This is a genomic window from Shimazuella sp. NTD248 (assembly GCF_059510395.1).
Genome location: NZ_JCAJZT010000001.1, coordinates 1 through 22,771, shown reverse-complemented (window position 1 = coordinate 22,771; position 22,771 = coordinate 1). Strand labels below are relative to the sequence as shown.

The window sequence follows — 22,771 nt, the reverse complement described above, 5'->3', positions numbered from 1 at the left end:
GCGCTGTCAATAAGGGTTGTAGGGGGACAAAGAATGAACTTTGATCTTACGAAAGAGCAATCCATGATTCAAAAGTTGATGCGTGAATTTGCAGAAGAAGAAGTAGCTCCAAACGCAGATGAACGAGATATAACTGGTGAGTTTCCAAGCAGTATCTTTAGGAAAATGGCTGATTTATCATTAATGGGTCTTAACTTCCCAGAAGATTATGGCGGTGGTGGGGCTGATACTATTTCCTTTGCAATTGCAGTCGAAGAATTAAGTCGGGTTTGTGCCTCTACGGGAATAACCTACTCTGCTCATATTTCACTTGGATGTGCTCCCATCTACTTATTTGGTTCTGAAGAACAAAAAAAGAAATATTTGATACCACTTTGTAAAGGGGAAACATTAGGTTCCTTTGGTTTAACGGAACCTAATGCAGGTTCTGATGCAGCTGGAACACAGACATCAGCTGATAAATTAGCTGATGGATGGTTAATACAAGGTTCCAAATGCTTTATTACAAATGCATCATATGCCAAATTTTTAAGTTTAACTGCCAGAACAAACTTAACAAAGGATAAGCGTGAAATAACTGCTTTTATTGTTCCAACACATTTGAATGGAGTCACTATAAATGATAATTATCATAAATTAGGATTAAAAAGCTCAAATACAACAGAAATATTTCTAGACAAGGTTCACATACCGCTAGAAAATGTGTTAGGTGAAGTGGGAAATGGATTTCGTCAATTTTTGGTCACTTTAGATGGTGGGAGAATTGGTATTGGTGCGATGGCTGTAGGTATTGCCCAAGGTGCTTTTGAATTAGCAAAAAAATATGCTGGACAGCGGATGCAATTTGGACATTCGCTTTCTAAAATACAAGCAATTCAACATAAACTTGCTGATATGGCAATGGAAATCGAAATAGCTAGAAATTATGTTTATAAGGCAGCTTGGCTGAAAGACCAGGGCAGGAAATTTACAAAAGAGGCTTCTATTTGTAAATTATTTGCTTCAGAAGTTGCAATGCGAGTTTGCAACCAAGCTATTCAGATTCATGGTGGTTGGGGATACATTCATGACTTCAAAGTGGAACGGTTTTTTCGGGATGCCAAGTTAACAGAGATCGGTGAGGGTACTTCTGAAATACAACGAAATATAATTGCCCGGGAAATAGGATGTTAAGTTTTTTTCTATTCAAGCCACAACTTATGAAAAGTTGTGGCCTTTCCTTAAGAATATGAACGGTAGCATTTTCTCACTTTTCCAAGCAGCATGAGCTTTATCGCTATCTCATTATGACGATACATAAAACAAAAATCTTCCCAGTTGCAGTTAAGAACTGGGAATTCTAGTATATGGTATTGCAGTAAGGATTGATCAAATCATCATAAATTAATTTTTTCAAGATTGTAAAAATACTCTATTTTAAACGGATAAGTAACACGCTCATTAGTAAGAAACTTCTATTTCTGTAGGGGAAAGTGGTTCATTGACAATTTCTCCTTGTGTATGTAGAATCACATATGAGGGAGAGAAGTTATCGAGATGTTACCTATATTGGAAAATTTTCCCCATTCATTTGAGACAGAGCGATTATTTATTCGAATGCCGCTACCAGGTGATGGAGAAGTCGTTCATGAAGCAATGATGGAATCGATGGCAGAGTTGAAAGAGTGGATGCCATGGGCACAATCCTGTCCATCAAAAGAGGAAACAGAGGCGAATGTTCGAAAAGCCCATGCCCAATTTTTAGAACGGACCGATTTACGCTTTCACCTATTTGAAAAAGATACCAAAAAATTTATTGGTAGCAGTGGATTACATCGTATGGATTGGTCTGCCCGAAAATTCGAAATTGGATATTGGTGTCGAACATCCTTAACTGGAAAAGGATATATTACAGAATCTGTTCGGGGGATTTCTGTTTTTGCTTTTCAGATTTTAAATGCCAATCGAATCGAGATCAACTGTGATGAAAGAAACGTAAGAAGTAGAAAAGTTGCAGAACGTTTGGGCTTTCAATTGGAAGGTATATTACGAAATTATCAGTTAGGTGTAGATGGTCAGCTGGAAAATGTATGTGTTTATGCGTTAACAGATACTGATTTTAAAGAACTGAGTGAAAAATAATAAAAATAAAGCTAGATATCAGTATAGGAATGTTGTTTTTTGTTTGGAATTATTTTAATTATAAGATTATTAAAAAATTGTATAAATAGGTAGCTGAAATCAAGTCATTTCATAACATAATTATTAATAGATAAGAAATACGCAGGAAAAGCGTTTCGTTTTCTACATGTTTTTCTTCTATTTGGTAATCCTAATTTTTAGGTACCAGTGGAGGAGTGGAAAAATGAAACGTAAATTATTAGCTACTGTGCTTTTAGGAACAATAGTACTTTCTTTTTTATGTAATATAAACCAAATGTTTGCAACAGAATCAAAGACAAATAGGCCTACCTATCAAATTGATGCTACTTATTTAGAAAAAAAAGATATCGTAAAAGGACATATGTCTGTGACATTGCCTGAAATTCGAAATGAAATTCAAAACGAAGTATATTTTCGTTTGTATCCAAATGTTTTTCAGCATTGGAAATATGGTAAAGAAGCCAAACCATTAAAAGAAGGCCATATTGCCATTTCTCATGTAAAAGTGAATGGTGTAAAACAGAGTGTTAACATTAACGACACGGTAATGAAAGTAAGACTTCCTAAGCCATTACAAAAAGGAAGAAGTGCCAAAATAGAATTAGATTATGAGCTTTATTTACCTCATGGAGGTACACGATTAAACAAATATAAAAATACTGCTTTTCTGGCACAATGGTATCCAATGCTTGCTGTTAAAGATAAAGATGGATGGCATACAGAACCTTATACAACAACAGGTGATCCGTTTTATAGCACGATGTCTGATTTTGATGTGACATTCCATGTGCCCAAAGGTTATCAAGTTATTTCAACCGCGAAAGATATTCATCAAACCAAGGAAAATGTGCATTTACAACAGTATAATGTAAGAGATTTTGTTGCGGTTTTGACCAAAGACTATCACGTAATAAGCAAGAAATCGGGAAACACAAAAGTGAATTTATGGTATACCAATACTACAAAAGACGTTAGTGAGCCGCTATTGAAAGCTGCAGTAGATGGATTGCAATTTTATGGAAATCGTTTTGGCCATTACCCATACCAAGAAGTAGATGTAGTCTTAGGTGAAACTGGATATGGCATTGCAGGAATGGAATACCCAGGTCTTGTAACTTCACTTCCTAAAGTTCCGACATCAAATGGGATTTCCCCTGCAGTAAATGTAGTAGTCCACGAATTAGCTCACCAGTGGTGGTATGGAGTAGTAGGTAATAATCAAGCCAAGGAGCCTTGGTTGGATGAAGGTTTAACTACCTTTTCTGAGTTTCTCTATATGCAAAAGCGTATGAAGCAAGATGATGCACCTTGGTTAAAAAGAGTTGCTATCAAATCAGATGAAATACATCGATCAGCAGGAATTACGTCAGCTCAGCGTTTGTACGATTATCCTGACGAACTCTATGGAATTATGGTCTATTTACGTCCAGCAGCGATGATGTTTGCTTTAATGGATGAAATAGGAGAAGAGAAAGTCATGAAAATCTTAAATACGTACTATCATCAATATCAGTTTAAAATCGCAACCACCTCAGATTTTTTGCGTATTGCAAATCAAGTATCAGGGAAAAATTTAACTCCTTTTTTTGAGAAATGGTTGTATTTCAAAGGATGAGCATGAAAACGAGCACTTATGTTGCTCGTTTTTTCTTTGGGGTAAGATATAATAGAGTGAGGTGAAATAGGGCAGGTGGAAATGTGAAGGAAAAATTGTCAAAAAGATTAAAGGAAGTAGCTAAGTTTGTTCCTATTGATACTACAGTTGCTGATATAGGTGCGGACCATGGTAAACTATTGGTTTTTTTAGCACAGCACAATAAAATTGCCAGAGGGGTAGCGGGTGAACTAAACCTAGGGCCATGGAAAAATGCTACTGATTTTGTACATAGAAATGGATTTCAAGAAGTCATCGATGTAAGGTTAGGAGATGGCCTTGATGTCATTCATGAAGAAGTAGATGTTATCGTAATTGCTGGTATGGGTGGCTCTCTCATTACCAGCATTCTAGAAAAAGGACGAAAAAAGTTAGATGGAGTAAGCAGGTTAATTCTTCAACCCAATATTGGTGAAAATCGTATTCGAAAATGGTTGGATCAAAATAATTGGTATTTGGTAGATGAAGAAATCGTAGTAGAAGATGGGATCTATTATGAGATTATAGTTGCAGAACAAAATGAATCTGTTTCTGCATATCATCAGCTTCCACTTCAAAAAGAGCGGTTTTTTCAGATAGGACCACTATTATGGAGAAAAAAGCATACCCTTCTGATTCCGAAATTAAAATTCGAATTGCAAAGAAAGTTGGAAGTTCGCAAGCAGCTCAATAATGCCAAGTCAGAAGATGTAAAAGAAAAAATGGAGGAGATCGATTCTGAAATTAAAGATAAAGAGCAGGTGATACAATGGCTATCGATGGACATCAACTTATAGAAGTTTTTCAGCAGATGGTACCTCCTAATCTTGCATTAGAAAAAGATCGGATCGGATTCCAATTGGGAAATTTAGAGCGTAAAGTTACTGGTATTTTAGTAACACTGGAAATAACGGATGCAGTTGTCAATGAGGCAGTTGCTTTAGGAGCCAACTGGATTTTTACGCACCACGCTCTTATTTTTCAGCCGCTTGATTCTGTTCGTACGGATCAGCCGAGGGGAAAATTAATTGAAAAATTAATTACAAACCAGATTCAAGTATATGTAGCCCATACCAACCTAGACACGGTAAAAGATGGCGTAAATGATGTATTAGCAGATGAGATAGGTTTGCTGGAAAAGAAGACATTTCTCATCCATGGTAGTGATCCATTATTAAAATTTGTTGTTTTTGTACCTTCCAGCCATCTGGAAACAGTGAGAACTGCAATTGGTAATAATGGAGCAGGAGCTATAGGAGGATATAGTCATTGGACATTTGCAGGAAAAGGAACAGGAACATTTTTACCAGGTAAAGACAGCATTCCTTTCACGGGTATTCAAGGAGAGTTATCCAAAGTAGACGAATACCGATTGGAAACCATAATGCCAAAATCGCTGGAAGATCGGGTGCTTCAAGCAGTATTTGCTGCTCATCCTTATGAAGAGGTAGCCTATGATATTTATCCTCTTTCTCAAAGTGTTTCATATGGAATGGGTAAAGTTGGGAACCTCTTGGGAGAAATGACATTGGAAGATTTTGTCCTGCATCTGAAAAAAGCGTATCGATTGGATCATGTTCATGTTGTTGGAAACGGAAATGAAAAAGTAAAAAGAATAGCTCTTCTTGGTGGAGCTGGAAGCCGTTATGTAATGGAGGCAAAGAGACACGGGGCTGATGTTTACCTTACAGGAGATATCGATTATCATACTGCGAAACTTGCACTAGAAGAAAATATTTCTCTCGTTGATATAGGGCATGCCACAGAACAGCGAGTTGTCCCGCATGTTTGTCGTCAATTGAAAAACCTCTTAGAAGGAGATGCAAAAGTTTTTCCTTCTGAAGTCGATCAAAATCCATTTCGAGTACTATAAACTTGTTTCCCATCAAACAGGCAATGAATAAAATCTGTTTCAAAGTTATATTTTGCTATTGATTAAGTTTAGTACTTCTGTTATTATCTTATTTCATGGAAGTAAACAAAGCAATCGCCGGTGGATAACCGAAAGGTGCCACGGGAGGAAAGTCCGAGCTCCATAGGGCAGGGTGCCGGCTAACGGCCGGTGGGGGCAACCCTAAGGCTAGTGCCACAGAAATGAAGACCGCCGATGGAGGGAAACCTCACAGGCAAGGATGCAACGGTGCGGTAAGAGCGCACCAGCAGCATGGGAACATGCTGGCTAGGTAAACCCCACCTGGTGCAAGACCTGATAGAGAATCCGTATCTTTGGATACAGCTGTTGCCCGCAGTGATTCAGGGTAGGTCGCTGGAGTTAAGTAGCAATACTTGGCCTAGACAGATGATTGCTGCTCCATTTTGTGGGAGATATGACAAGCTATCGATTACCACTTGGAGAACAGAACTCGGCTTATTGGTTGCTTCCTACTTGCTTGTTTTAGACGCTGGGCGTCTTTTTAATATGAAAATACAAAGCAGAGACTAGTTCTTCGGACTAGTCTTTTTTATTCGTATAAATGGTATAGAAATGCTTATCCTATATAAAAAAGGTAGGTACTTATATGGAGGCATTTTCTACATACGAAGCTTATCTGAATCGTTATAAGACATATTATGATGAAGAAGGTGATGAAAGGCCTGGTATGATGACGAAGGAAGAGTTTTGTAGGCAGTTCAAACTATTACGAGAAAGTTACCGAGCTTATCATGATCTGATTCAAATGGGTCAAACTACAGAAGCATCGCAATATTATACGCAGATCATTAATCAACTTGAAAATCAGTTAGCAATTGCGGATGCATCTGATAATTTTAGACAGGAAATATACATCGGATTCAAAGGAGAGTAAACATGCGATTGTTACAACGATTAACAGAAGCAAATGGTGTTTCTGGGTATGAACATGAAGTGCGAGATATAGTAAGAGATGAACTGCAACAGTTTGATGTCCATATTGTAGGAGATGGTTTAGGCAGTATTTTTGGTGAAAAAAAAGGCATAGCAGATAAACCTCGTATTTTGTTAGCAGGTCATCTGGATGAAGTCGGTTTTATGGTTTCAGAGATTACAAAAAGCGGTTATTTGCGCTTTACACCTTTAGGTGGCTGGTGGAGCCAAGTTCTTTTATCCCAACGTGTGATCGTCTTGTCTGGAAATCGTAAATTTACAGGAGTTATTGGTTCTAAAGCGCCTCATGTCTTAACAGTAGAGGAACGAAATAAAGTTTATCCGATGAAAGAAATGTATATTGATATAGGAGCACACAGTGATAGTCAAGTTAAAGAATGGGGAATCCGAGTTGGTGATCCAGTTGTTCCCACCTGTCCTTTTGAAATTTTGCCAGACCAAGACACGATATTAGCAAAAGCGTTAGATAACCGAATGGGTTGTTATGTTGCAATAGAAGTATTGCGTAGATTACAAGTAGAGGAACATCCCAATACGGTAATAGCAGGTGCAACTGTGCAAGAAGAAGTGGGTCTTCGAGGGGCACAAACAGCAGCGTATGCGGTGGACCCAGACATCGCCTTTGCGATAGACGTAGGGATAGCCGAAGATGCACCGGGGCAGGAAAATTTGTTGCATCCTAAAATGGGTGAAGGACCGGTTATTACTTTTCTAGATGCTACTATGGTACCTAATATTGGTTTGCGTGATTTAGTATTGGATACAGCTTCAGAAAATAATATCCCTATTCAATCGGAAACCATGCTTGGTGGAGGAACAGATGCGGGAAGATTTCATATGAATCAACGTGGGGTTCCTTCTTTGGTAGTTGGAGTTGCAGCTCGTTATATTCATAGCCATGTTTCGATGGTGAGCAAAAAAGATGTTGAAAATGTAGTGGAATTAATGGTAAAAGTAATTCAAAAGATCGATGAGAAAAAATACAGAGAGCTTATATCTTTCTTGCATTAAAATAATGGGTAGAGGATATGGTAAATGAAACTTGTCAGTCGGCAAGTTTTCTTTATTATTTTGTGCAACTGCATTATTTGTGGTATTGTATATTTTAGCTAATAAAGCATTGTTAAACGGGGTTGTACCATGGATCAATGGTTGGTTGAGTTTCTACAACACTATGGATATATAGGAGTTTTTCTTTTTTTTGTACTAGGTATCGTTGGATTACCTCTACCCGATGAGATTATGATGACTTTTTTAGGATACCTCTCTTCCATCGGACAGCTGCATCTTATCTATACTTTCCTCAGCGCTCTTTTAGGCTCCGCGACAGGTATTACAATCAGCTATATTCTAGGTAGAAAGTTTGGATATCCTTTCTTACGGAAATATGGGAGTAAAATTTTTATCACGAGAAGAAGATTGCGGATTTCCCAGTTGTTGTTTCGTAAATATGGAAGTGCTCTTCTTTCTGTTGGTTATTTTATTCCAGGAGTTCGTCATGTAACAGCTTATCTTGCGGGAATTTCTTGTATGTCTATCACGAGATTTGCCTTATTTGCATATATAGGAGCAATTGTCTGGTGTGCAACTTTCATCGGTTTAGGCCATGTACTCGGTTCCAATTGGGAAATGTTATTTGAGTATATTCATCGTTTTGGTACGAAGGCACTCTACATCATAGTACCACTAGCTGCCATTTCATTTGGTTACTATTTTTGGAGTCAAAACCGTTCCGTCAATAAAAAATCATCCTAAATAAATGCTTGTTATCTCCCTTAAACAAAACAAACTTGCTATCCACTGAGAATAGCAGGTTTTTTATTTTTCCTTCGTGATTATTTTTTTTCGAATGTTTTGGTACCGAGATATATTGAGTAAGATTCCAGTTGCAATTAGTTGAAACATTAAGGATGAACCACCATAGCTAATAAAAGGTAGTGGAACACCTGTAACAGGCAGCAATGCTGTGACTACACCGAGGTTGAAAATCACTTGTATAGCAAAAAGACTGACAATACCAATACTGAGCAAGGTACCAAAAAGATCTTGTGCACGAGATGCGATCCGTATTCCTCGGATGACATATATACCAAATAAAACAATTAATGTTCCAGCTCCAATAAACCCAAGTTCCTCCGCAATAATGGAAAAAATAAAATCTGTATGTGCTTCGGGTAGATATGCCATTTTTTGAATACTGTTACCAAGACCTACGCCTGTTATGCCCCCTGGTCCAATAGCGTACAATGAATAAATAACTTGGTAACCATGATTCTGGGGATCACTAAATGGATTAAAAAGAGCCATTACTCGATTAACACGATATTGATCTAAGAAGAGAACAGCAACAAGAATGGGTATCCCCGCACTTGCAAGCAGGAAAAGTTGCCTAAGTTTAGCTCCGCCACAAAAAATGATAATCATACACGTGCTAAAAATAATGATTGTTGCACTATAGTGAGGTTGTATTACCAAAAACCCACAAAAAATAGTGATGATGGTAAGTGGAGGAAGGATTGTTTTCTTAAAACTGTCTAATACCTCTTGTTTTTTCACCATAATGGAGGACGTATATAAGATCATTACAATCTTTACAAATTCAGAGGGTTGGAATGTAAACGATCCAATGCTGATCCATCTTCTTGCGCCATTAGTCTCGCTGGCAAATAGCAAAACAAATATTAGCATAAACAAAGACACCAATAATAGCTTTCCTACATGCTTCCGATACCAATGGTAAGGAATATTGGAAAAGATAAAAAAAAGAACTAATCCAATTCCAGCAAAAATCAATTGTTTGTTGAAAAAGTAGTAGGCATTTTGGTAATCCAAAATTCCTTTATAATAGCTTGTACTAAAGACCATCACAAGACCATATCCAACTAGAATAAACGTCAATAGGATAAGCCAGAAGTCTGGCTTTGTTCGTTGCATTGAAAAACTCCTCATTTGCATCTTCTTGGATATCTTATCAAATGTAAAACCAAAGCTCTAGTTTTTTGCTTAAAGTGAGGTTAATCCGTTAAGTAAAATCTCTATATAACCCATATTTTCCATAGGGCATAAAAATCCTTCACCTGCACAAGATAGAAAGAGAAAGTAGGGGTAGGATATGTTTTTTGTATTGGACATTTTTGTCATGCTTGTTGCGGTTTTGATCACTATTTATGCTCAAATTAAAGTGAAAAGTGCTTTTCAGCGCTGGTCACAAGTAGCCGCTAGGTCTGGTTATACGGGCTTAGAGGTTGCCAGGCATATATTAGATCGAAACGGACTCCAACATGTCCAAGTTGAGCCTATTCGAGGTAGTTTTAGTGATCACTATGACCCAACGAGCAAAACAATACGACTTTCGGAAGCGGTATATGACAAATCATCGGTTGCTGCGATCTCGGTTGCAGCACATGAATGTGGACATGCTTTGCAACATCAGGAAGGTTATCGAGCTCTCGTTATTCGACATCGGTTGGTACCCTTTTTAAATTTCACTTCTGGTGCAGCACCGATTTTATTACTTATCGGTTTTTTTCTGCAATTATCCAATCTAATTCTAGTCGGTATTTTGTTTTATTTAGTAACAGTATTGTTTCATCTTGTGACATTACCAGTGGAGTTCAATGCTAGTTCAAGAGCCAAACATATTATTTTCTCGGAAGGCATCATTGCAAGAGAAGAAGAAACAGGAGTTCAAAAAGTATTAAATGCTGCGGCTTTTACTTATGTTGCAAGTGCATTAGTAGCCATTATTGAGCTAGCTCGATTTATTCTTTTGTATGTTTTATCTCAAAATAACGAGAGGTGATGGGTAATGCGGCAATTTCTATATGGTTTTCTAGTAATCTTAGCTATAGGTGTGATGGGATGTGCAAGATATCATTCTCAATCACCTGTACAAGAGCAAAATATGTTGCCTACAAGATATCAAACGAATATAGATCGCACAAATTCGCTGTATACCAAAAATGCCAATTTTGTTACACGCAAAACACCTTCCACAGGTGTAAGGATTGAAAATGAAATAGCTAAAAAAGTTTTAAAGGTATATCCTCAATTGCAGTCTGTTTCAGTTGTTATCATTAAAAATAGAGCTTATGTTGCTGTAACACCGAATTCCAAGATGTCTACATTAGGTCATTTGAGGGTTGGTATTCCTGCACTTGTGAAAGATATGGATGCAGCTGTTGAAAAAGTTTATGTTTCAGATAATCCCAGCTTTCGTAAAATGGTAGAACAACGCAAAAAATAAAATACACAAGATGGTCTCCTAAGCCATCTTTTTTTATGATTCAAAAAGTAATAGGAATAACCTTAATTACAGGAAAAAAACAGTCATGTTTGTCGATTCAGCATTGTAAAGCTTTTCAATTGACAAGTTTACTTTACGATAACCAAAGAATTCGTATATAATAAAAAAATGAAACGTTGATGTTGATAGGAGTGTCTGGATAGTGAAACGTTTAACACCGATGGAGATTTTTAACAAAGACTTTAAACAATCGATGCGTGGGTATGATGTAAATGAAGTAAATGAATTTCTTGACCTTGTTATCCGAAACTATGAAGAAATACTCAAAGAAAACGAGTATCTAAAGGAACAACTAACAACATCGAAGAAACATAATACAGCTAGACAGAAAGCCATACCTAATATGAGCGAGTATGACGCTGTAATAAATGAAATTTTGACAAGATTAGAACGAATTGAGAAAGTCATGCGGTAGGTAATAGATAACAACATAAAATATGTATGATTTTATCCTGATCTATAGAAACTAAGGATAGTTTCCATAAGGATCAGGAGGGTTATTATGACCAAAGAGAAAAAGAAGCGAAATAAGAAACACCAAGACACAGAAACTGCTGCTGAATTAACTCCAACTGGTGTAAATCCTGTTGATGCACACAGAGAAGAAAGAGAAGTACATGGTACAGGGATTGGTGTAACAGCATTGATCCTGTCAATACTAGCATTCTTTCTGTATCCATTTGTCTTATCTACTTTGGGAATTATACTGGGAATAGTTGGTGGACAAAGAGGTAGTGCTACTGGCTGGTGGGCAGTAGGAATTGGTGCTTTTGTTCTCCTCATCCGGATACTTGCTTTTCCAATACTAGCTATTTTTTAGCAGCCTCTCTATTTGAGAGGCTTTTCTTTCCACTCTAAATAATCTAGTATATAATAGGGAAACGGTATGGAGGTTCTAGTATCAAGATTTAAAATTGTAATCTCTAAGGAGCATCTAATGGATCAAACCAAGTATATCCGTGATCTATTTGTTAACGAAGATGATGTTTTAGCATCAATTGGTTCACGTTTAACTTCATTAGGACTGCCCCTTATTTCTGTACCATCTGAAGTTGGTAAGTGGTTGACAATGATGGTGCGGATGACTGGTGCAAAACAAATATTGGAAGTAGGAACATTGGCAGGGTACAGTACCATATGCTTATTACGAGGTTTGAATGAAGACGGACATTGTACTACAATCGAACTTAAAGAAGAACATGCTAAATTGGCCAAGGACCATCTAAATAAGGCGGGACTTCTTGATTGTGTAACGACTTTAATAGGCGATGCTTCCTTACAATTAGCAAAATTAATTAAAGAAGAAAAGAAGTTCGATTTTATATTTCTTGATGCAGATAAAGTGAACTATCCAACATATTTGGAACAAGTTATGCAGTTATCTCTACATGGTACTGTAATTGTTCTTGATAATTTGTTTTTGGGTGGTCGAGTTCTTGATGAAGAAGATCAACATCCAGCTCCAACTGCTGTTCGAAAAGTAACAGAGATGTTAGCAAGTCATTCTCGCTTAGAATCGATGTTGTTACCTGTCGGAGATGGGTTAGGGGTGGCCATAGTCCAATGAATCGATCTACAAAACAAGTTATGATAACTGTTGGTGGATATTTTTTTTTAATTCTAGGTGTGATTGGTGCAATACTACCTATTATGCAAGGATGGTTCTTTTTTCTAATCGGTTTAGTGATGTTATCCAAAACAACACCATGGGCAAGAAGGTGGCTTCACAAACTCCGGCTTCGCTTTCCAAAGCTAGCGTCGAAAGCGGATAAATTGGTTTCTAAATGGCGAAGAAATTAAGATTGTAACAGAGTACAAGATGAAGAATAGCGCTGCAAAGGGGAAAAAGATGCGCATTCAGACAATTCTCAGTACGGGCTGGTCAGCAGAATATATTCAAGTACCAGCAGTATTTTTTGAGTTTGGTTGGAACCTCTATCTGCCACAGGGAATGAATTCAGTTGTGCTGAGTGTTGTTGCTTTTATTTATCAAGGATACTCCAAATCAGAAATATTTTTATATATGGAACAAGAGGCAGAAAAGCTAGCTATTCAACCCTTTCCATTGGCTGAAGCACAAAAAAAACAAATATATCATCACTTGTTGCTTCGTGAACAATGGTGTGAATCTATATTAATTCGTTCTGATTTGACTTATCCAACGACAGTAAAGGAAATGATTCAGTTATTAATTGATATCGGTATTTTAATTGAGGTAAATCATCGAGAAAAAACTTATTTAGATTTGATTTTAAAGCCTTTTCCACGTCCAGAAGAGTCTTTGTTACTAACACCTGAAGAAAATGATCAAGCAATGAAACAAAAAGAGTTTTACCGACTCTCATAAGGAGGATTTAATTCATGGCTAAAGCAACTTTTGGTGCAGGATGTTTTTGGGGAGTAGAAGAGCTTTTTCGTAAAATACCTGGTGTTAATAGTACTTCAGTAGGATATACAGGTGGAACAAAGGAAAATCCTACTTATGAGGATGTTTGTACTGATAAGACTGGTCATGCTGAAGTGGTCGATATCGATTTTGACCCAAGTGAAGTTTCTTATCAAGAATTGCTAAAAATATTTTTCGAAAACCATAATCCTACTACATTAAACCGTCAAGGTCCCGATTTAGGTACTCAATATCGTTCAGCTATTTTTTATCATTCTGAAGAACAAAAACATCAGGCAGAACAGGTGAAGAAAGAACTCGATCAATCTGGGAAGTTCTCCAAACCAATCGTAACAGAAATTACAGTTGCAAAGTCTTATTATCCTGCTGAAGAGTATCATCAAAAGTATTTGCAAAAGCGAGGAAAAGACTCTTGTCATATCTAAGGCGAGTGAAAATCGCCTTTTTTTCTTACAGAGATTAGGCTTTTATTTGAAACGTTAGGACTTGCCAGCAGGCAAGTTTTCTTTCATATAACACAATCATTTTTTGTTTTTTTATCCTTATCTGATAAGATAAGATTTATCATATTTTTTGGGAAGGATTCGTTTTCATGCATTATCTTGATAACAGTGCTACTACTAAGCCATTTAAAGAAGTTATCGAAATGATGAGCCAAGTGATGGAACATACTTATGCCAATCCTGCATCTCTACATGGACTTGGGTTTGAAGCAGAAAAAATAGTTGAATACGCTCGTCATTTGATCGCGAATGAGCTAAATGCTATTCCTTCAGAAATCGTGTTTACTTCTGGAGGAACAGAAGCAAACAATCTTGCAATTCAGGGAGTTGCAAAAGCCTATCAAAATAGAGGAAGGCATATTATCACAACCAAAATAGAGCATGATTCTGTTTATGAAGTTTTTCGTGACTTAGAAAAGCAAGGATACTCCGTAACGTATCTTTCTGTAAACGAATCAGGTGAAATATCGTTGGAAGAACTAAAAGCTTCCCTCAGCGATAAAACCATATTGGTATCGATTATGCATGTGAATAATGAAATAGGCTCTATTCAATCTTTAGAGGAAATTGGACAATTACTAGCTTCCTATCCAAAATTATTTTTTCATGTGGATGCTGTTCAATCTTTCGCTAAGTTACCTATTGATGTTAATAAGATGAAGATTGACTTGCTCTCTTTATCTGCACATAAATTCCATGGACCTAAAGGTATTGGAGCTTTATATTTGAAAAAAAATAAATTGATCCAGCCGTTACTGATTGGCGGCGGACAAGAACAAGGATTCCGGTCGGGTACGCTTGCTGTTCCATTGATTGTAGGAATGGGGAAAGCTTTAGAAATTGCTTTACACAATAGGGATGTTTTTTATCAACAAGCGAAAAATTGGAAAAATGATTTGCTTTCTGTTTTATCCAATTTAAATGGGATTGTTTTAAATGGAACTAAAGGAGTCCCGTATATTTTGAATTTTTCCAGTCCAGGAATAAAATCAGAAGTACTGGTTAGGGCACTCGAAGAAAAAGGGCTATATGTTTCGAGTAAATCTGCTTGTTCTTCCAAAAAAGAAACTCCTAGTCGTGTACTTCTTGCCATGGGTAAAAAAAAGCCGGAAGCAATAAGCGGAATACGGATCAGTATGGGAATGCTAACAACGCCCCGAGATATAGAAGTTTGCAAGGAAGCAGTCGCAAATGTCATACCTACTTTACAACAATGGATAAAGGTGTAGATGATTCATGAATTGGAATGTTATTTTAATACGATATGGTGAAATTTCGCTTAAAGGCAGAAATCAAAAGTTATTTGAAGATCGTCTTGTTCAGAACATTAGAGAAAAATTAACAAATTTTGAAGGCGTTCATGTAACACGGGAACATGGCCGTATTTTTGTGGAACTTGGTAATCATTCTGCACCTCCCATTATCGAGACACTAAAAGATATTTTTGGAATTGTCAGTTTTAGTCCAGCTATTCGCATACATTCTCAAATCGAAGAAATAGAGAAGACTGCTGCTAATGTCTTTGCTTCTTATCCAGGAATTTCAACGTTTAAGATAGAGAGCAGACGAGCAAACAAACGGTTTCCAATACGTTCTAGTGAGATCAATCCACGTGTTGGACAATATATTTTGGATAAACTGCCACAGGCAAAAGTAGATGTTCATAACCCAGAATTAGAAATAAAAATAGAAGTTCGCATCAAAGGAACTTATATTTATGGAAAAGAAACTGTAGGAGCTGGGGGATTACCAGTAGGTACTAGTGGAAAAGTATTATTATTACTATCTGGTGGTATTGATAGTCCTGTAGCAGGTTATTTAGCTTTGAAGCGTGGGGTGGAACTACATGCTATCCATTTCCATAGTTATCCATTTACTAGTGAACGAGCAAAACAAAAAGTATTTGATTTATCCAAAATCTTGACACGTTTTGGAGGGAGAATACGACTGTATGTAGTTCCTTTTACCAATGTTCAGACAGAAATTCGAAAACATTGTTACGATAATTACAGCATCACTATTATGCGACGTATGATGATACGGATTGCTGAGCAAGTTGCGGAAAAATTTGATTTAAAAGCACTTATAACTGGTGAATCTCTTGGACAAGTTGCAAGCCAGACATTAGAAAGTCTTCAAGCAATAAATGATGTGACAAGTATGCCGGTTTTGCGACCTTTGATCAGCATGGATAAAACGGAAATCATGAAAATTGCCAATAACATTGGTACATATGAAACTTCTATTCTACCCTATGAAGATTGTTGTACAGTATTTGTACCAGAGCAGCCAAAAACAAAGCCGACAATCAAAGTATGTAATCGTGAAGAAAAGAAACTAGATGTGGAATCACTGGTAAACGAAGCAGTGGAAGGTATAGAATGCATTGATTTTCGATTAAAAACTTAAGGGGAATTTCCAGCTATGAAGTAGCGAGGAGAAGGGAAAGCTGTATTGTGTGCAGTTTTCTTTTTTTGTTGAACGAAGTTTAAATGATTTGCTTAAGTTGGAAGTTTTCATTATTGGTTATACCACTTGAGTATTTTACATAAATTGTCCAAGAGGACAAACTGGGGAAAGGAAGAAATAGATGGAATCTACATTTTGGATTAGTATGTTTACCATTGTCCTCTCCGATCTCCTGTTAAGTGGAGATAATGCTGTTGTAATAGGTATGGCAGCAAGGAGATTACCAAAAGAACAACGCAAACGTGCGATATTAATTGGTTCTGGTATTGCTGTTATATTGCGTGCGTCTCTTACAACCATAGCAGCTTATTTGTTGCACATTCCTTTTTTAATGACAGCTGGAGGATTGTTGTTATTTTTTATCGCAGGTAAATTAGTGGTTGGTGATAATCATGATATGACGCATGTAGAAGCTGGGGGTACTTTTCGCAGTGCGATTAAGACCATTATTGTAGCGGATGTTGTGATGAGTCTGGATAATGTGATGGCAGTAGCTGGTGCTGCCCATGGAAATGTGTGGTTAGTGCTATTTGGCTTAGCACTCAGTATCCCGCTCCTGATGTGGGGAAGTGGATTTGTTGCTCGATTTATCGCGAGATTCCCTTTTATTTTATATATCGGGGGGGCAGTACTCGGCTATATTGCAGGAGACCTAATTATTCATGACCCTTGGGTATTTCAATATGTGAGGGATATTGAATTTCTGGAAATCTTGCCATACGCAACTGCTATTCTCATCTTACTGTCTTCAGTTCCAAAACTGGTTCCTCATGTGAAAAAATAAATAGGCGCTCCTTTTGAGGAAAACGCCTTTTATAATTTATGCGAATGGCTGGGGAAGCAGGATTCGAACCTACGCATCACGGAATCAAAGTCCGTTGCCTTACCACTTGGCCACTCCCCATCACTAAAACTAGTATGAGATAGATGCGTTTTTTTATGCATTTTGTTATAAAAAAAGTTTTTTATTTAAGTTTACTATTTTTTTAATCAGGCATAAAATAAAGCTAGCCCCTTACGGCTAGCTCAAATAATAGCAATTTTAACTTACAAAAAATAGTTCCATTTAAGTGTGGATTGGCTCGCTTGTTGTTTTTCGCATATTAATCACCTCCTCTTTGGAGTTGGATACTCACAGATACCAAGCTGTTAACATAGTTTTGATATTGCTCACCATCCAAGTAAGTCTGACATTGGCACAGTTTGGTGAGTGAATCTCTTTCTTGTTTATACAGTTTGTGATCTTGAGCAATGTGCAGTGCTTTTTGTAGAGATAGAACAGCTTTCTCCGTAAAATCTAATGAAAGATATAGATCACCTAATGCATTGTATGCATCATATATTTGATCCATCCGACTCCCATCGGAGGTTTTAACGGCTTCTATCAAATGAGACTCAGCCTTTGAATGTTCTTTCATTTGGAGATAAATAAGTCCTAGTTGTAAGCGAATATAAGTAAACCAGTTTTCGTAACTTACTCTTGGTTTTAACCGTAGAGCAGTTTGGTAGCAGATAAGTGCAACAGAAAATTCTTCCTGTTCAAAAAATATATCGCCTAAGCTACTCCAAAGCTGGAATGATCGATCGTAACTCTGACTGATACGAGCAATCTCAATACCTATCTCAGCACTTTGAATTGCTTGAGTGTAGCATTTGTTTTCAATTAAAGCATTTACTTCCACGTTATAAGGGTAAATAAAACTTAGCCCCGTTTCCTGCGATCCAAGGTTATGTTTGCAATTTTTGACCATTTCCAAACTCTCTTCCAATTTATCTTGTCTTAACAAGTAGAGAGAGTGATTGGAAAGCAAAATAGCTTTGGTGTATTTTCTTGTGCCCTGCTCTACAAAAGAATCAATTCCTCGCTGATTATAGGCAATGGTCTCATCATAATTTTTTTCTTGGAAAAAGATACGTGCAAGTTCTCCAAAACAGGATGATTTTAAATTGGTAGATTCCCAAACTCCTAGATTTCGATCAATTAACTTGATTGCTTCAAGTAGAACATTTTTGGCTTTATCATAAGATTTTTTTTGATAATAAATCTTACCTCTTAAGAAGTTGACCATTGGTTTGACGTGAATTTTTTCATGTAATCCTGATGCTTTCAGCTGTTTTAAGCCTTCTTTTGCACCAACCAAATCAATAATGGTTTCTATTGACTTTAATTGAAGATGTTCAACTTGGGCGATATTATTTTCTTCTTCCAGCAACTCTTGCAGTTTTTCTGTACTGTAACCTAATTTTTCTAAGTAGTAAAACCGCTTGTGTTTGCTGACTGTTGGATCACCTCTTTCGATTTTACTAATCGTACCTTGGGAAATCTCTTTATCTTCAAAAAATTTCATAGGGAGACCGCGAGATGTTCTCAGTTTACGGACAATTTTGCCGAAGTCTAGCGAATTATATCGATCCATCTGGTTGATCCCTGCCTATAGATGTTATTTTGTTTGTTCAAAGATTCGATGTCAAATCCTGTTTTCCTTCTCCGAAACTTGGATTTTTCTGTCATTATTATGGAAAATATTAAATTGTCTCTTTTTGTGTGTTTTTGAGCGAAAAATTGTAAATTATTAGCGAATATACAGATGAAAATAGATTTTAATAATGATTGAGTACCGAGTTATTGGGCTTTATACTTAATTATGGGAAAGAAAGTTACGGATAAAGTTTACTATTCCGATGATTTAAAAAATAAGGAGTGTCACTTACTATGTTGACGTTGAGAGTATCAGGAAAAAAGGATCAACTACAAGCTTTTATGAAGCATTTTTCGGCACAACCCTATTACAAAATTATGTTGGATTCAGAATTAGGTACAGTATCCGTGGAAGAAGAAATGACAACACAATTCGAGTTTTTATCTTCATTACTTAAACCTAAAATTCGTAGATCATTGACTGTTTCCCTTACTACTACTGATGGTAAAGAAATTAATATTGATTTGCTCGATGGACAGGTAATCCAAGTAGATGATGAAACGACTTGTATCTATGGTAAAAACTACGACATATTTGCGTAATCAGGGGCCGAAATTCAGGCCTTTTTATTTTTGACTAAAAAATACTTTTTTTGACAAATTAAGAGGTTTAGGGGATGTATAAGTCGAAATAGGTATATACGTTCTGTTTGGAGGTGATATTTTGGATGTCATTGCGTTTGTTAACAATTTATTTTTTGAGGCAACATCTAATCGAGCTAGTGATATTCATATAGAGCCAGGTTGTGAGAATCTGATTATCCGTCAACGTATTGACGGTTACTTAGTAGAGACAAACCGTTTACCGCTTGAAGAGGCAAACGCAGTCATTTCTCGTCTGAAAGTAATGGGGCAACTAGATATTGGAGAAAGGAGGCTCCCACAGGATGGAGCAATGACGGTTGAAATGGGAGAAAAAAAGATAGAAGTTCGTTTAGCTACGATCCCTGTTCTATACGGTGAAAAGTTAGTATTGCGTTTATTGCCCAGTCAATTAGCAGTTAGTAACTTAACACATCTCGGCATGGAACTTGAAGAAGTCACTCGAGTATCGGATTTATTAAAAAGAACAGGATTGATAGTTGTTACTGGTCCGACAGGTGCTGGGAAAACAACAACACTTTATACATTACTTCGTTTACTCGATCATCATCAGCGAAATATTATCACTCTTGAAGATCCAATTGAGATACAACTATCTGGTATTAATCAAGTTCAGGTACATCACAAGATTGGTTTTACTTTCGCTAAAGGATTACGGGCAATATTGCGGCAAGACCCGGATGTCATGATGATTGGGGAAATACGTGATCAAGAGTCTGCGGAAATTGCAATTGAAGCAGCACTGACAGGGCATCTTGTCCTTACATCTTTACATACAACGGATGGATCAAGTGTCATCACTCGATTGATTGATATGGGAATACCAGCTTACCTTGTGGCCTCTGCACTCAGTGGAGTAATTGCTCAACGGTTGATTCGATTATCTTGTACGAAGTGTAGGGGGAAGGGGTGTCCTCGCTGTAAAATGAGTGGTTACTATAATCGATCAGGAATTTTTGAAGTGCTGTATTTAGATGAATCCGTGCAGAGTTTAATAATGAAAGAACCTTCAGTTGGCCAGATTAGACAACATTTTCAAAGGAAAGGTGTGCACATGTTGGAACATGCACTGCGTAAAAAATATGATTATGGATTAACAACAGAAGAGGAACTTAACTATTTGGCATTGGATGTGATGAAAAGTGGATAAATGGAGAGACGAGAAAATTGCGATGTTTAGTTACCATTTAAAAACAATGTTGGAAAATGGTATTTCCCTCGTAGAAAGTGTTCAAATGATTACTTCAGAGCAAATTATTCCAAAGAGAGATGGTAACTTACTTATTCAAATGATTCAAAAAGGAGAGAGTTTCTCTGCTTCTTTACAAGCAATCGGGTTTCCAGCAATTTTTTGCGCTTTCGTGAAGGCAGCTGAACATCATGGTGATGTTCTTTTTGCTCTAAATCAGTGTCATCGATATTATTTATCGAGATCCAAATGGTTTCGTAAGTTAAAACAAGTTACTTTCTATCCGTTCTTTATTCTTTGTTCTTTAAGTATAGGGTTAATTTTTTTATCCACGGTGATCTTGCCTGTTTTTTCTGAGTTATTTCAATCATTTTCATTGGAGTTACCGTATACTACTAAGTTGATTTTTACCCTATCGCGAATATTTCCATATATTTTTATATCTGGGTTTATTCTTTTGCTTTTTTGTATTTGGGGAAGAAGAAATCCGAGATTTCAACATGTTATGAAGCGGATTCCCATAATCACTATTTATTATCGGTATAGGTATACGCAATATTTATCTTTGCAGTTAGGTTCATTTATGACAGCAGGGGTACCTATGCTATCTGCTATTTCATTACTCGAGCAGGTAACGCCTTGGCCTGATTTATGTAAGTATTTAGAAAGTACGAAACGAAAACTTATCCATGGTGCTACTTTAAGCAATATTGTCCAAGAAAAATCATCTACTCTGCTTCCTGTCTTTTCTCAGACACTTATTTTGGGAGAAAAGACTGGAAAATTAGGGGAGATGTTAGTACAACTAGCTACTACTACCGAAGAGTGGTTAACAGAAAGATTAGAAAGATGGATGGCTTATTTAGAACCAATTTTAACACTTTCTATTGGATTAATTATGGCAGTTGTAGTCATCTCATTATTTTTGCCAATGTTCGGTCTCATCCAGGCAGTTCAATAGGAGGAAAAAATGAAAAAGGAAAAGGGTTTTACATTAGTCGAGATGTTGGTTGTTTTATTTATTATTGGCATTATCATTGCAATCGCGCTGCCCAATTTTATAGAAGCCAGCAAAAAGGCAAATGTACAGGCAGATAGAGCAAATCGACGAATGATTGGTATGCAGGTAGATAATTACTACTTGGATCATGGTATCTATCCTAAAACTATCCAAGATTTAGTTTCTCAAAAATATCTTCGTACCATCCCAGACTGTCCAGGAGATGCTGGGAAGTACAAACTAGTATCAAAATCGGGAGAAATTCAAGTCGTATGCAAGTAAAAAATAGGAAAGAGGCCGGCTATACTTTGGTTGAGTTGCTGTGTACGTTAAGTATTATGGGGATGTTCATCTCATTAGCAGTACCAAATTTCTCTGCTTTGGTAGCTAAAGCTACGTATCTTCAACTTCGATATCAAATTATTTCACAATTAGAAGATGCACAACTAACTGCTATGGCGAGAGAAACAGAAGTATCTGTTTTGTTTTCCAATAGGACAATAACTACATGGATAGATGGGAAAACACAACATAAAACGATATTACCCGATGATCTGAAAATATCCAGTAATTTCAAGGAGAATCGAGTCTTATTTCGAAGGACTGGGCAAGTCCGAGGAGGAACGATCCACTTAAAGAAAAATGAAAAAAACTGGATGGATGTTGTGATCCAAGTAGCCAGTGGCACAACAAAAGTAATCTTTCATGTATAAAAGGGAAAAAGGATTTACTCTTGTAGAGACACTTGTTGCATTGATGGTAGGGACTACGCTAATTGGTTTTGTTGTGCCATTATACTTAACTGGGAAGATGTTTTTCCATGATCGCATGCTAGAAAACCAAGCCAGAATAGTAGCTCAAGAATTATTGGAAGAAAGGCTTAGCAGGTTACAGATTCGTAAAAAAACATGGAAAATGAGAGCATATACCATACAGGAAGAGGTGACTTACTCACAACGATTATGGAATCTAAAGATACTTGTCAAATGGAAAAATCAACAGGGAATAAGCCGTATGGTAAAACTCGAGACTCTTCGATTTCAGAATTAGGATTTACTTATATTGAAATGATTTTGTCTTTTGCGATCGCTACTACTATATTTCCACTATTCTTTGGATTATTCTACCAAGTCTTCAACAGTATTCATTCTCAGCTTGCAACTTATGCATTATT

General features: G+C 36.8%; 27 protein-coding genes, 1 tRNA gene and 1 other RNA gene. 26 read left to right on the top strand and 3 right to left on the bottom strand.

The annotated features are described in order from the left end of the window. The first annotated feature begins 33 nt into the window (after positions 1–33). From AC5WOE_RS00145 to AC5WOE_RS00105, 9 genes are all read left to right on the top strand, one after another. Complete coding sequence (locus AC5WOE_RS00145; protein ID WP_496047983.1) at positions 34–1,173, top strand: acyl-CoA dehydrogenase family protein; 1,140 nt, start codon at positions 34–36, stop codon at positions 1,171–1,173. A 363-nt stretch (positions 1,174–1,536) separates the two neighbouring features. Next, positions 1,537–2,121, top strand: coding sequence for a GNAT family N-acetyltransferase (locus AC5WOE_RS00140; RefSeq protein ID WP_496047982.1), 585 nt, complete (start codon positions 1,537–1,539; stop codon positions 2,119–2,121). Between the two features lie 223 nt (positions 2,122–2,344). Continuing rightward, positions 2,345–3,757 carry a M1 family metallopeptidase gene (locus AC5WOE_RS00135; RefSeq protein ID WP_496047981.1) on the top strand — a complete coding sequence of 471 codons (1,413 nt, stop codon included), beginning with the start codon at positions 2,345–2,347 and terminating at the stop codon, positions 3,755–3,757. Between the two features lie 83 nt (positions 3,758–3,840). Next, a complete protein-coding gene (locus AC5WOE_RS00130) occupies positions 3,841–4,572 on the top strand; it encodes a tRNA (adenine(22)-N(1))-methyltransferase (RefSeq protein WP_496051608.1) in 732 nt (243 codons plus the stop codon). After that, positions 4,545–5,648 carry a Nif3-like dinuclear metal center hexameric protein gene (locus tag AC5WOE_RS00125; protein ID WP_496047979.1) on the top strand — a complete coding sequence of 368 codons (1,104 nt, stop codon included), beginning with the start codon at positions 4,545–4,547 and terminating at the stop codon, positions 5,646–5,648. The genes AC5WOE_RS00130 and AC5WOE_RS00125 overlap by 28 nt, the downstream gene beginning before the upstream one ends. Positions 5,649–5,745: 97 nt before the next feature. Further along, positions 5,746–6,162, top strand: an RNA gene (gene rnpB, locus AC5WOE_RS00120) — RNase P RNA component class A. Positions 6,163–6,294: 132 nt separating this feature from the next. After that, a complete protein-coding gene (locus tag AC5WOE_RS00115) occupies positions 6,295–6,582 on the top strand; it encodes a hypothetical protein (RefSeq protein WP_496047978.1) in 288 nt (95 codons plus the stop codon). A gap of 2 nt (positions 6,583–6,584) precedes the next feature. After that, the gene (locus tag AC5WOE_RS00110) at positions 6,585–7,652 is read left to right on the top strand and encodes a M42 family metallopeptidase (RefSeq protein WP_496051607.1); all 1,068 of its coding nucleotides are present in this window, start codon (positions 6,585–6,587) and stop codon (positions 7,650–7,652) included. Between the two features lie 129 nt (positions 7,653–7,781). Further along, positions 7,782–8,396, top strand: a complete 615-nt coding sequence (locus AC5WOE_RS00105) for a DedA family protein (RefSeq protein WP_496047976.1) — start codon at positions 7,782–7,784, stop codon at positions 8,394–8,396. Positions 8,397–8,459: 63 nt separating this feature from the next. Here AC5WOE_RS00105 and ftsW read toward each other — a convergent pair whose 3' ends face one another. Continuing rightward, positions 8,460–9,575 (bottom strand): putative lipid II flippase FtsW, encoded by a 1,116-nt coding sequence (gene ftsW / locus AC5WOE_RS00100; protein ID WP_496051606.1) that lies wholly within the window; start codon positions 9,573–9,575, stop codon positions 8,460–8,462. 178 nt (positions 9,576–9,753) lie between these two features. Between ftsW and AC5WOE_RS00095 the strand changes: the two genes are divergently transcribed. The 11 genes from AC5WOE_RS00095 to AC5WOE_RS00045 all read left to right on the top strand — a co-directional run bounded on the left by AC5WOE_RS00095 (position 9,754) and on the right by AC5WOE_RS00045 (position 17,110). Further along, positions 9,754–10,443 (top strand): zinc metallopeptidase, encoded by a 690-nt coding sequence (locus AC5WOE_RS00095; RefSeq protein ID WP_496051605.1) that lies wholly within the window; start codon positions 9,754–9,756, stop codon positions 10,441–10,443. A 6-nt stretch (positions 10,444–10,449) separates the two neighbouring features. Further along, positions 10,450–10,887 (top strand): YhcN/YlaJ family sporulation lipoprotein, encoded by a 438-nt coding sequence (locus AC5WOE_RS00090; RefSeq protein ID WP_496051604.1) that lies wholly within the window; start codon positions 10,450–10,452, stop codon positions 10,885–10,887. Positions 10,888–11,089: 202 nt separating this feature from the next. Further along, the gene (locus AC5WOE_RS00085; protein ID WP_496047972.1) at positions 11,090–11,362 is read left to right on the top strand and encodes a DivIVA domain-containing protein; all 273 of its coding nucleotides are present in this window, start codon (positions 11,090–11,092) and stop codon (positions 11,360–11,362) included. Between the two features lie 87 nt (positions 11,363–11,449). Continuing rightward, a complete protein-coding gene (locus AC5WOE_RS00080) occupies positions 11,450–11,767 on the top strand; it encodes a DUF4190 domain-containing protein (RefSeq protein ID WP_496047971.1) in 318 nt (105 codons plus the stop codon). Positions 11,768–11,884: 117 nt separating this feature from the next. Beyond that, complete coding sequence (locus tag AC5WOE_RS00075) at positions 11,885–12,514, top strand: O-methyltransferase (protein ID WP_496051603.1); 630 nt, start codon at positions 11,885–11,887, stop codon at positions 12,512–12,514. Then, positions 12,511–12,747, top strand: a complete 237-nt coding sequence (locus tag AC5WOE_RS00070) for a PGPGW domain-containing protein (RefSeq protein WP_496047969.1) — start codon at positions 12,511–12,513, stop codon at positions 12,745–12,747. The genes AC5WOE_RS00075 and AC5WOE_RS00070 overlap by 4 nt, the downstream gene beginning before the upstream one ends. A gap of 49 nt (positions 12,748–12,796) precedes the next feature. Further along, positions 12,797–13,294, top strand: a complete 498-nt coding sequence (locus AC5WOE_RS00065) for a DUF6042 family protein (RefSeq protein ID WP_496047968.1) — start codon at positions 12,797–12,799, stop codon at positions 13,292–13,294. 14 nt (positions 13,295–13,308) lie between these two features. Next, complete coding sequence (gene msrA, locus AC5WOE_RS00060; protein WP_496047967.1) at positions 13,309–13,779, top strand: peptide-methionine (S)-S-oxide reductase MsrA; 471 nt, start codon at positions 13,309–13,311, stop codon at positions 13,777–13,779. Positions 13,780–13,946: 167 nt separating this feature from the next. Continuing rightward, positions 13,947–15,086 (top strand): cysteine desulfurase family protein, encoded by a 1,140-nt coding sequence (locus AC5WOE_RS00055; protein WP_496051602.1) that lies wholly within the window; start codon positions 13,947–13,949, stop codon positions 15,084–15,086. A gap of 7 nt (positions 15,087–15,093) precedes the next feature. Next, positions 15,094–16,266: a tRNA uracil 4-sulfurtransferase ThiI gene (gene thiI / locus AC5WOE_RS00050; RefSeq protein WP_496051601.1), complete on the top strand. Its 1,173-nt coding sequence runs from the start codon at positions 15,094–15,096 to the stop codon at positions 16,264–16,266. A gap of 181 nt (positions 16,267–16,447) precedes the next feature. Further along, entirely contained in the window at positions 16,448–17,110 is a 663-nt protein-coding gene (locus tag AC5WOE_RS00045) for a TerC family protein (RefSeq protein WP_496047964.1), read from the top strand. 45 nt (positions 17,111–17,155) lie between these two features. Here the strand turns inward: AC5WOE_RS00045 and AC5WOE_RS00040 are convergent. Continuing rightward, positions 17,156–17,230 (bottom strand) — tRNA-Gln (locus tag AC5WOE_RS00040). A 199-nt stretch (positions 17,231–17,429) separates the two neighbouring features. After that, positions 17,430–18,743 (bottom strand): helix-turn-helix domain-containing protein, encoded by a 1,314-nt coding sequence (locus AC5WOE_RS00035; protein ID WP_496047963.1) that lies wholly within the window; start codon positions 18,741–18,743, stop codon positions 17,430–17,432. A gap of 296 nt (positions 18,744–19,039) precedes the next feature. Here AC5WOE_RS00035 and AC5WOE_RS00030 point away from each other — a divergent pair, with 296 nt between their 5' ends. The 6 genes from AC5WOE_RS00030 (at position 19,040) to AC5WOE_RS00005 (ending at position 22,647) form a co-directional block, all read left to right on the top strand. After that, positions 19,040–19,348, top strand: coding sequence for a hypothetical protein (locus AC5WOE_RS00030; RefSeq protein WP_496047962.1), 309 nt, complete (start codon positions 19,040–19,042; stop codon positions 19,346–19,348). Between the two features lie 121 nt (positions 19,349–19,469). Further along, a complete protein-coding gene (locus AC5WOE_RS00025) occupies positions 19,470–20,558 on the top strand; it encodes a GspE/PulE family protein (RefSeq protein WP_496051600.1) in 1,089 nt (362 codons plus the stop codon). Further along, complete coding sequence (locus AC5WOE_RS00020) at positions 20,551–21,558, top strand: type II secretion system F family protein (RefSeq protein WP_496051599.1); 1,008 nt, start codon at positions 20,551–20,553, stop codon at positions 21,556–21,558. Before AC5WOE_RS00025 ends, AC5WOE_RS00020 begins: the two co-directional genes overlap by 8 nt. A 9-nt stretch (positions 21,559–21,567) precedes the next feature. After that, positions 21,568–21,879, top strand: a complete 312-nt coding sequence (locus AC5WOE_RS00015; protein ID WP_496047959.1) for a competence type IV pilus major pilin ComGC — start codon at positions 21,568–21,570, stop codon at positions 21,877–21,879. Then, positions 21,870–22,310, top strand: coding sequence for a prepilin-type N-terminal cleavage/methylation domain-containing protein (locus AC5WOE_RS00010; protein ID WP_496051598.1), 441 nt, complete (start codon positions 21,870–21,872; stop codon positions 22,308–22,310). The genes AC5WOE_RS00015 and AC5WOE_RS00010 overlap by 10 nt, the downstream gene beginning before the upstream one ends. After that, entirely contained in the window at positions 22,303–22,647 is a 345-nt protein-coding gene (locus AC5WOE_RS00005; RefSeq protein ID WP_496047957.1) for a PilW family protein, read from the top strand. Before AC5WOE_RS00010 ends, AC5WOE_RS00005 begins: the two co-directional genes overlap by 8 nt. Positions 22,648–22,771 lie beyond the last annotated feature (124 nt).

Coding starts and splice junctions, on each gene's coding strand:
- AC5WOE_RS00145 (WP_496047983.1), top strand. CDS start 34: ATGAACTTTGATCTTACGAAAGAGCAATCCATGATTCAAAAGTTGATG.
- AC5WOE_RS00140 (WP_496047982.1), top strand. CDS start 1,537: ATGTTACCTATATTGGAAAATTTTCCCCATTCATTTGAGACAGAGCGA.
- AC5WOE_RS00135 (WP_496047981.1), top strand. CDS start 2,345: ATGAAACGTAAATTATTAGCTACTGTGCTTTTAGGAACAATAGTACTT.
- AC5WOE_RS00125 (WP_496047979.1), top strand. CDS start 4,545: ATGGCTATCGATGGACATCAACTTATAGAAGTTTTTCAGCAGATGGTA.
- AC5WOE_RS00115 (WP_496047978.1), top strand. CDS start 6,295: ATGGAGGCATTTTCTACATACGAAGCTTATCTGAATCGTTATAAGACA.
- AC5WOE_RS00110 (WP_496051607.1), top strand. CDS start 6,585: ATGCGATTGTTACAACGATTAACAGAAGCAAATGGTGTTTCTGGGTAT.
- AC5WOE_RS00105 (WP_496047976.1), top strand. CDS start 7,782: ATGGATCAATGGTTGGTTGAGTTTCTACAACACTATGGATATATAGGA.
- ftsW (WP_496051606.1), bottom strand. CDS start 9,575: ATGCAACGAACAAAGCCAGACTTCTGGCTTATCCTATTGACGTTTATT.
- AC5WOE_RS00095 (WP_496051605.1), top strand. CDS start 9,754: ATGTTTTTTGTATTGGACATTTTTGTCATGCTTGTTGCGGTTTTGATC.
- AC5WOE_RS00090 (WP_496051604.1), top strand. CDS start 10,450: ATGCGGCAATTTCTATATGGTTTTCTAGTAATCTTAGCTATAGGTGTG.
- AC5WOE_RS00080 (WP_496047971.1), top strand. CDS start 11,450: ATGACCAAAGAGAAAAAGAAGCGAAATAAGAAACACCAAGACACAGAA.
- AC5WOE_RS00075 (WP_496051603.1), top strand. CDS start 11,885: ATGGATCAAACCAAGTATATCCGTGATCTATTTGTTAACGAAGATGAT.
- AC5WOE_RS00070 (WP_496047969.1), top strand. CDS start 12,511: ATGAATCGATCTACAAAACAAGTTATGATAACTGTTGGTGGATATTTT.
- AC5WOE_RS00065 (WP_496047968.1), top strand. CDS start 12,797: ATGCGCATTCAGACAATTCTCAGTACGGGCTGGTCAGCAGAATATATT.
- msrA (WP_496047967.1), top strand. CDS start 13,309: ATGGCTAAAGCAACTTTTGGTGCAGGATGTTTTTGGGGAGTAGAAGAG.
- AC5WOE_RS00055 (WP_496051602.1), top strand. CDS start 13,947: ATGCATTATCTTGATAACAGTGCTACTACTAAGCCATTTAAAGAAGTT.
- thiI (WP_496051601.1), top strand. CDS start 15,094: ATGAATTGGAATGTTATTTTAATACGATATGGTGAAATTTCGCTTAAA.
- AC5WOE_RS00045 (WP_496047964.1), top strand. CDS start 16,448: ATGGAATCTACATTTTGGATTAGTATGTTTACCATTGTCCTCTCCGAT.
- AC5WOE_RS00035 (WP_496047963.1), bottom strand. CDS start 18,743: ATGGATCGATATAATTCGCTAGACTTCGGCAAAATTGTCCGTAAACTG.
- AC5WOE_RS00030 (WP_496047962.1), top strand. CDS start 19,040: ATGTTGACGTTGAGAGTATCAGGAAAAAAGGATCAACTACAAGCTTTT.
- AC5WOE_RS00015 (WP_496047959.1), top strand. CDS start 21,568: ATGAAAAAGGAAAAGGGTTTTACATTAGTCGAGATGTTGGTTGTTTTA.
- AC5WOE_RS00010 (WP_496051598.1), top strand. CDS start 21,870: ATGCAAGTAAAAAATAGGAAAGAGGCCGGCTATACTTTGGTTGAGTTG.
- AC5WOE_RS00005 (WP_496047957.1), top strand. CDS start 22,303: ATGTATAAAAGGGAAAAAGGATTTACTCTTGTAGAGACACTTGTTGCA.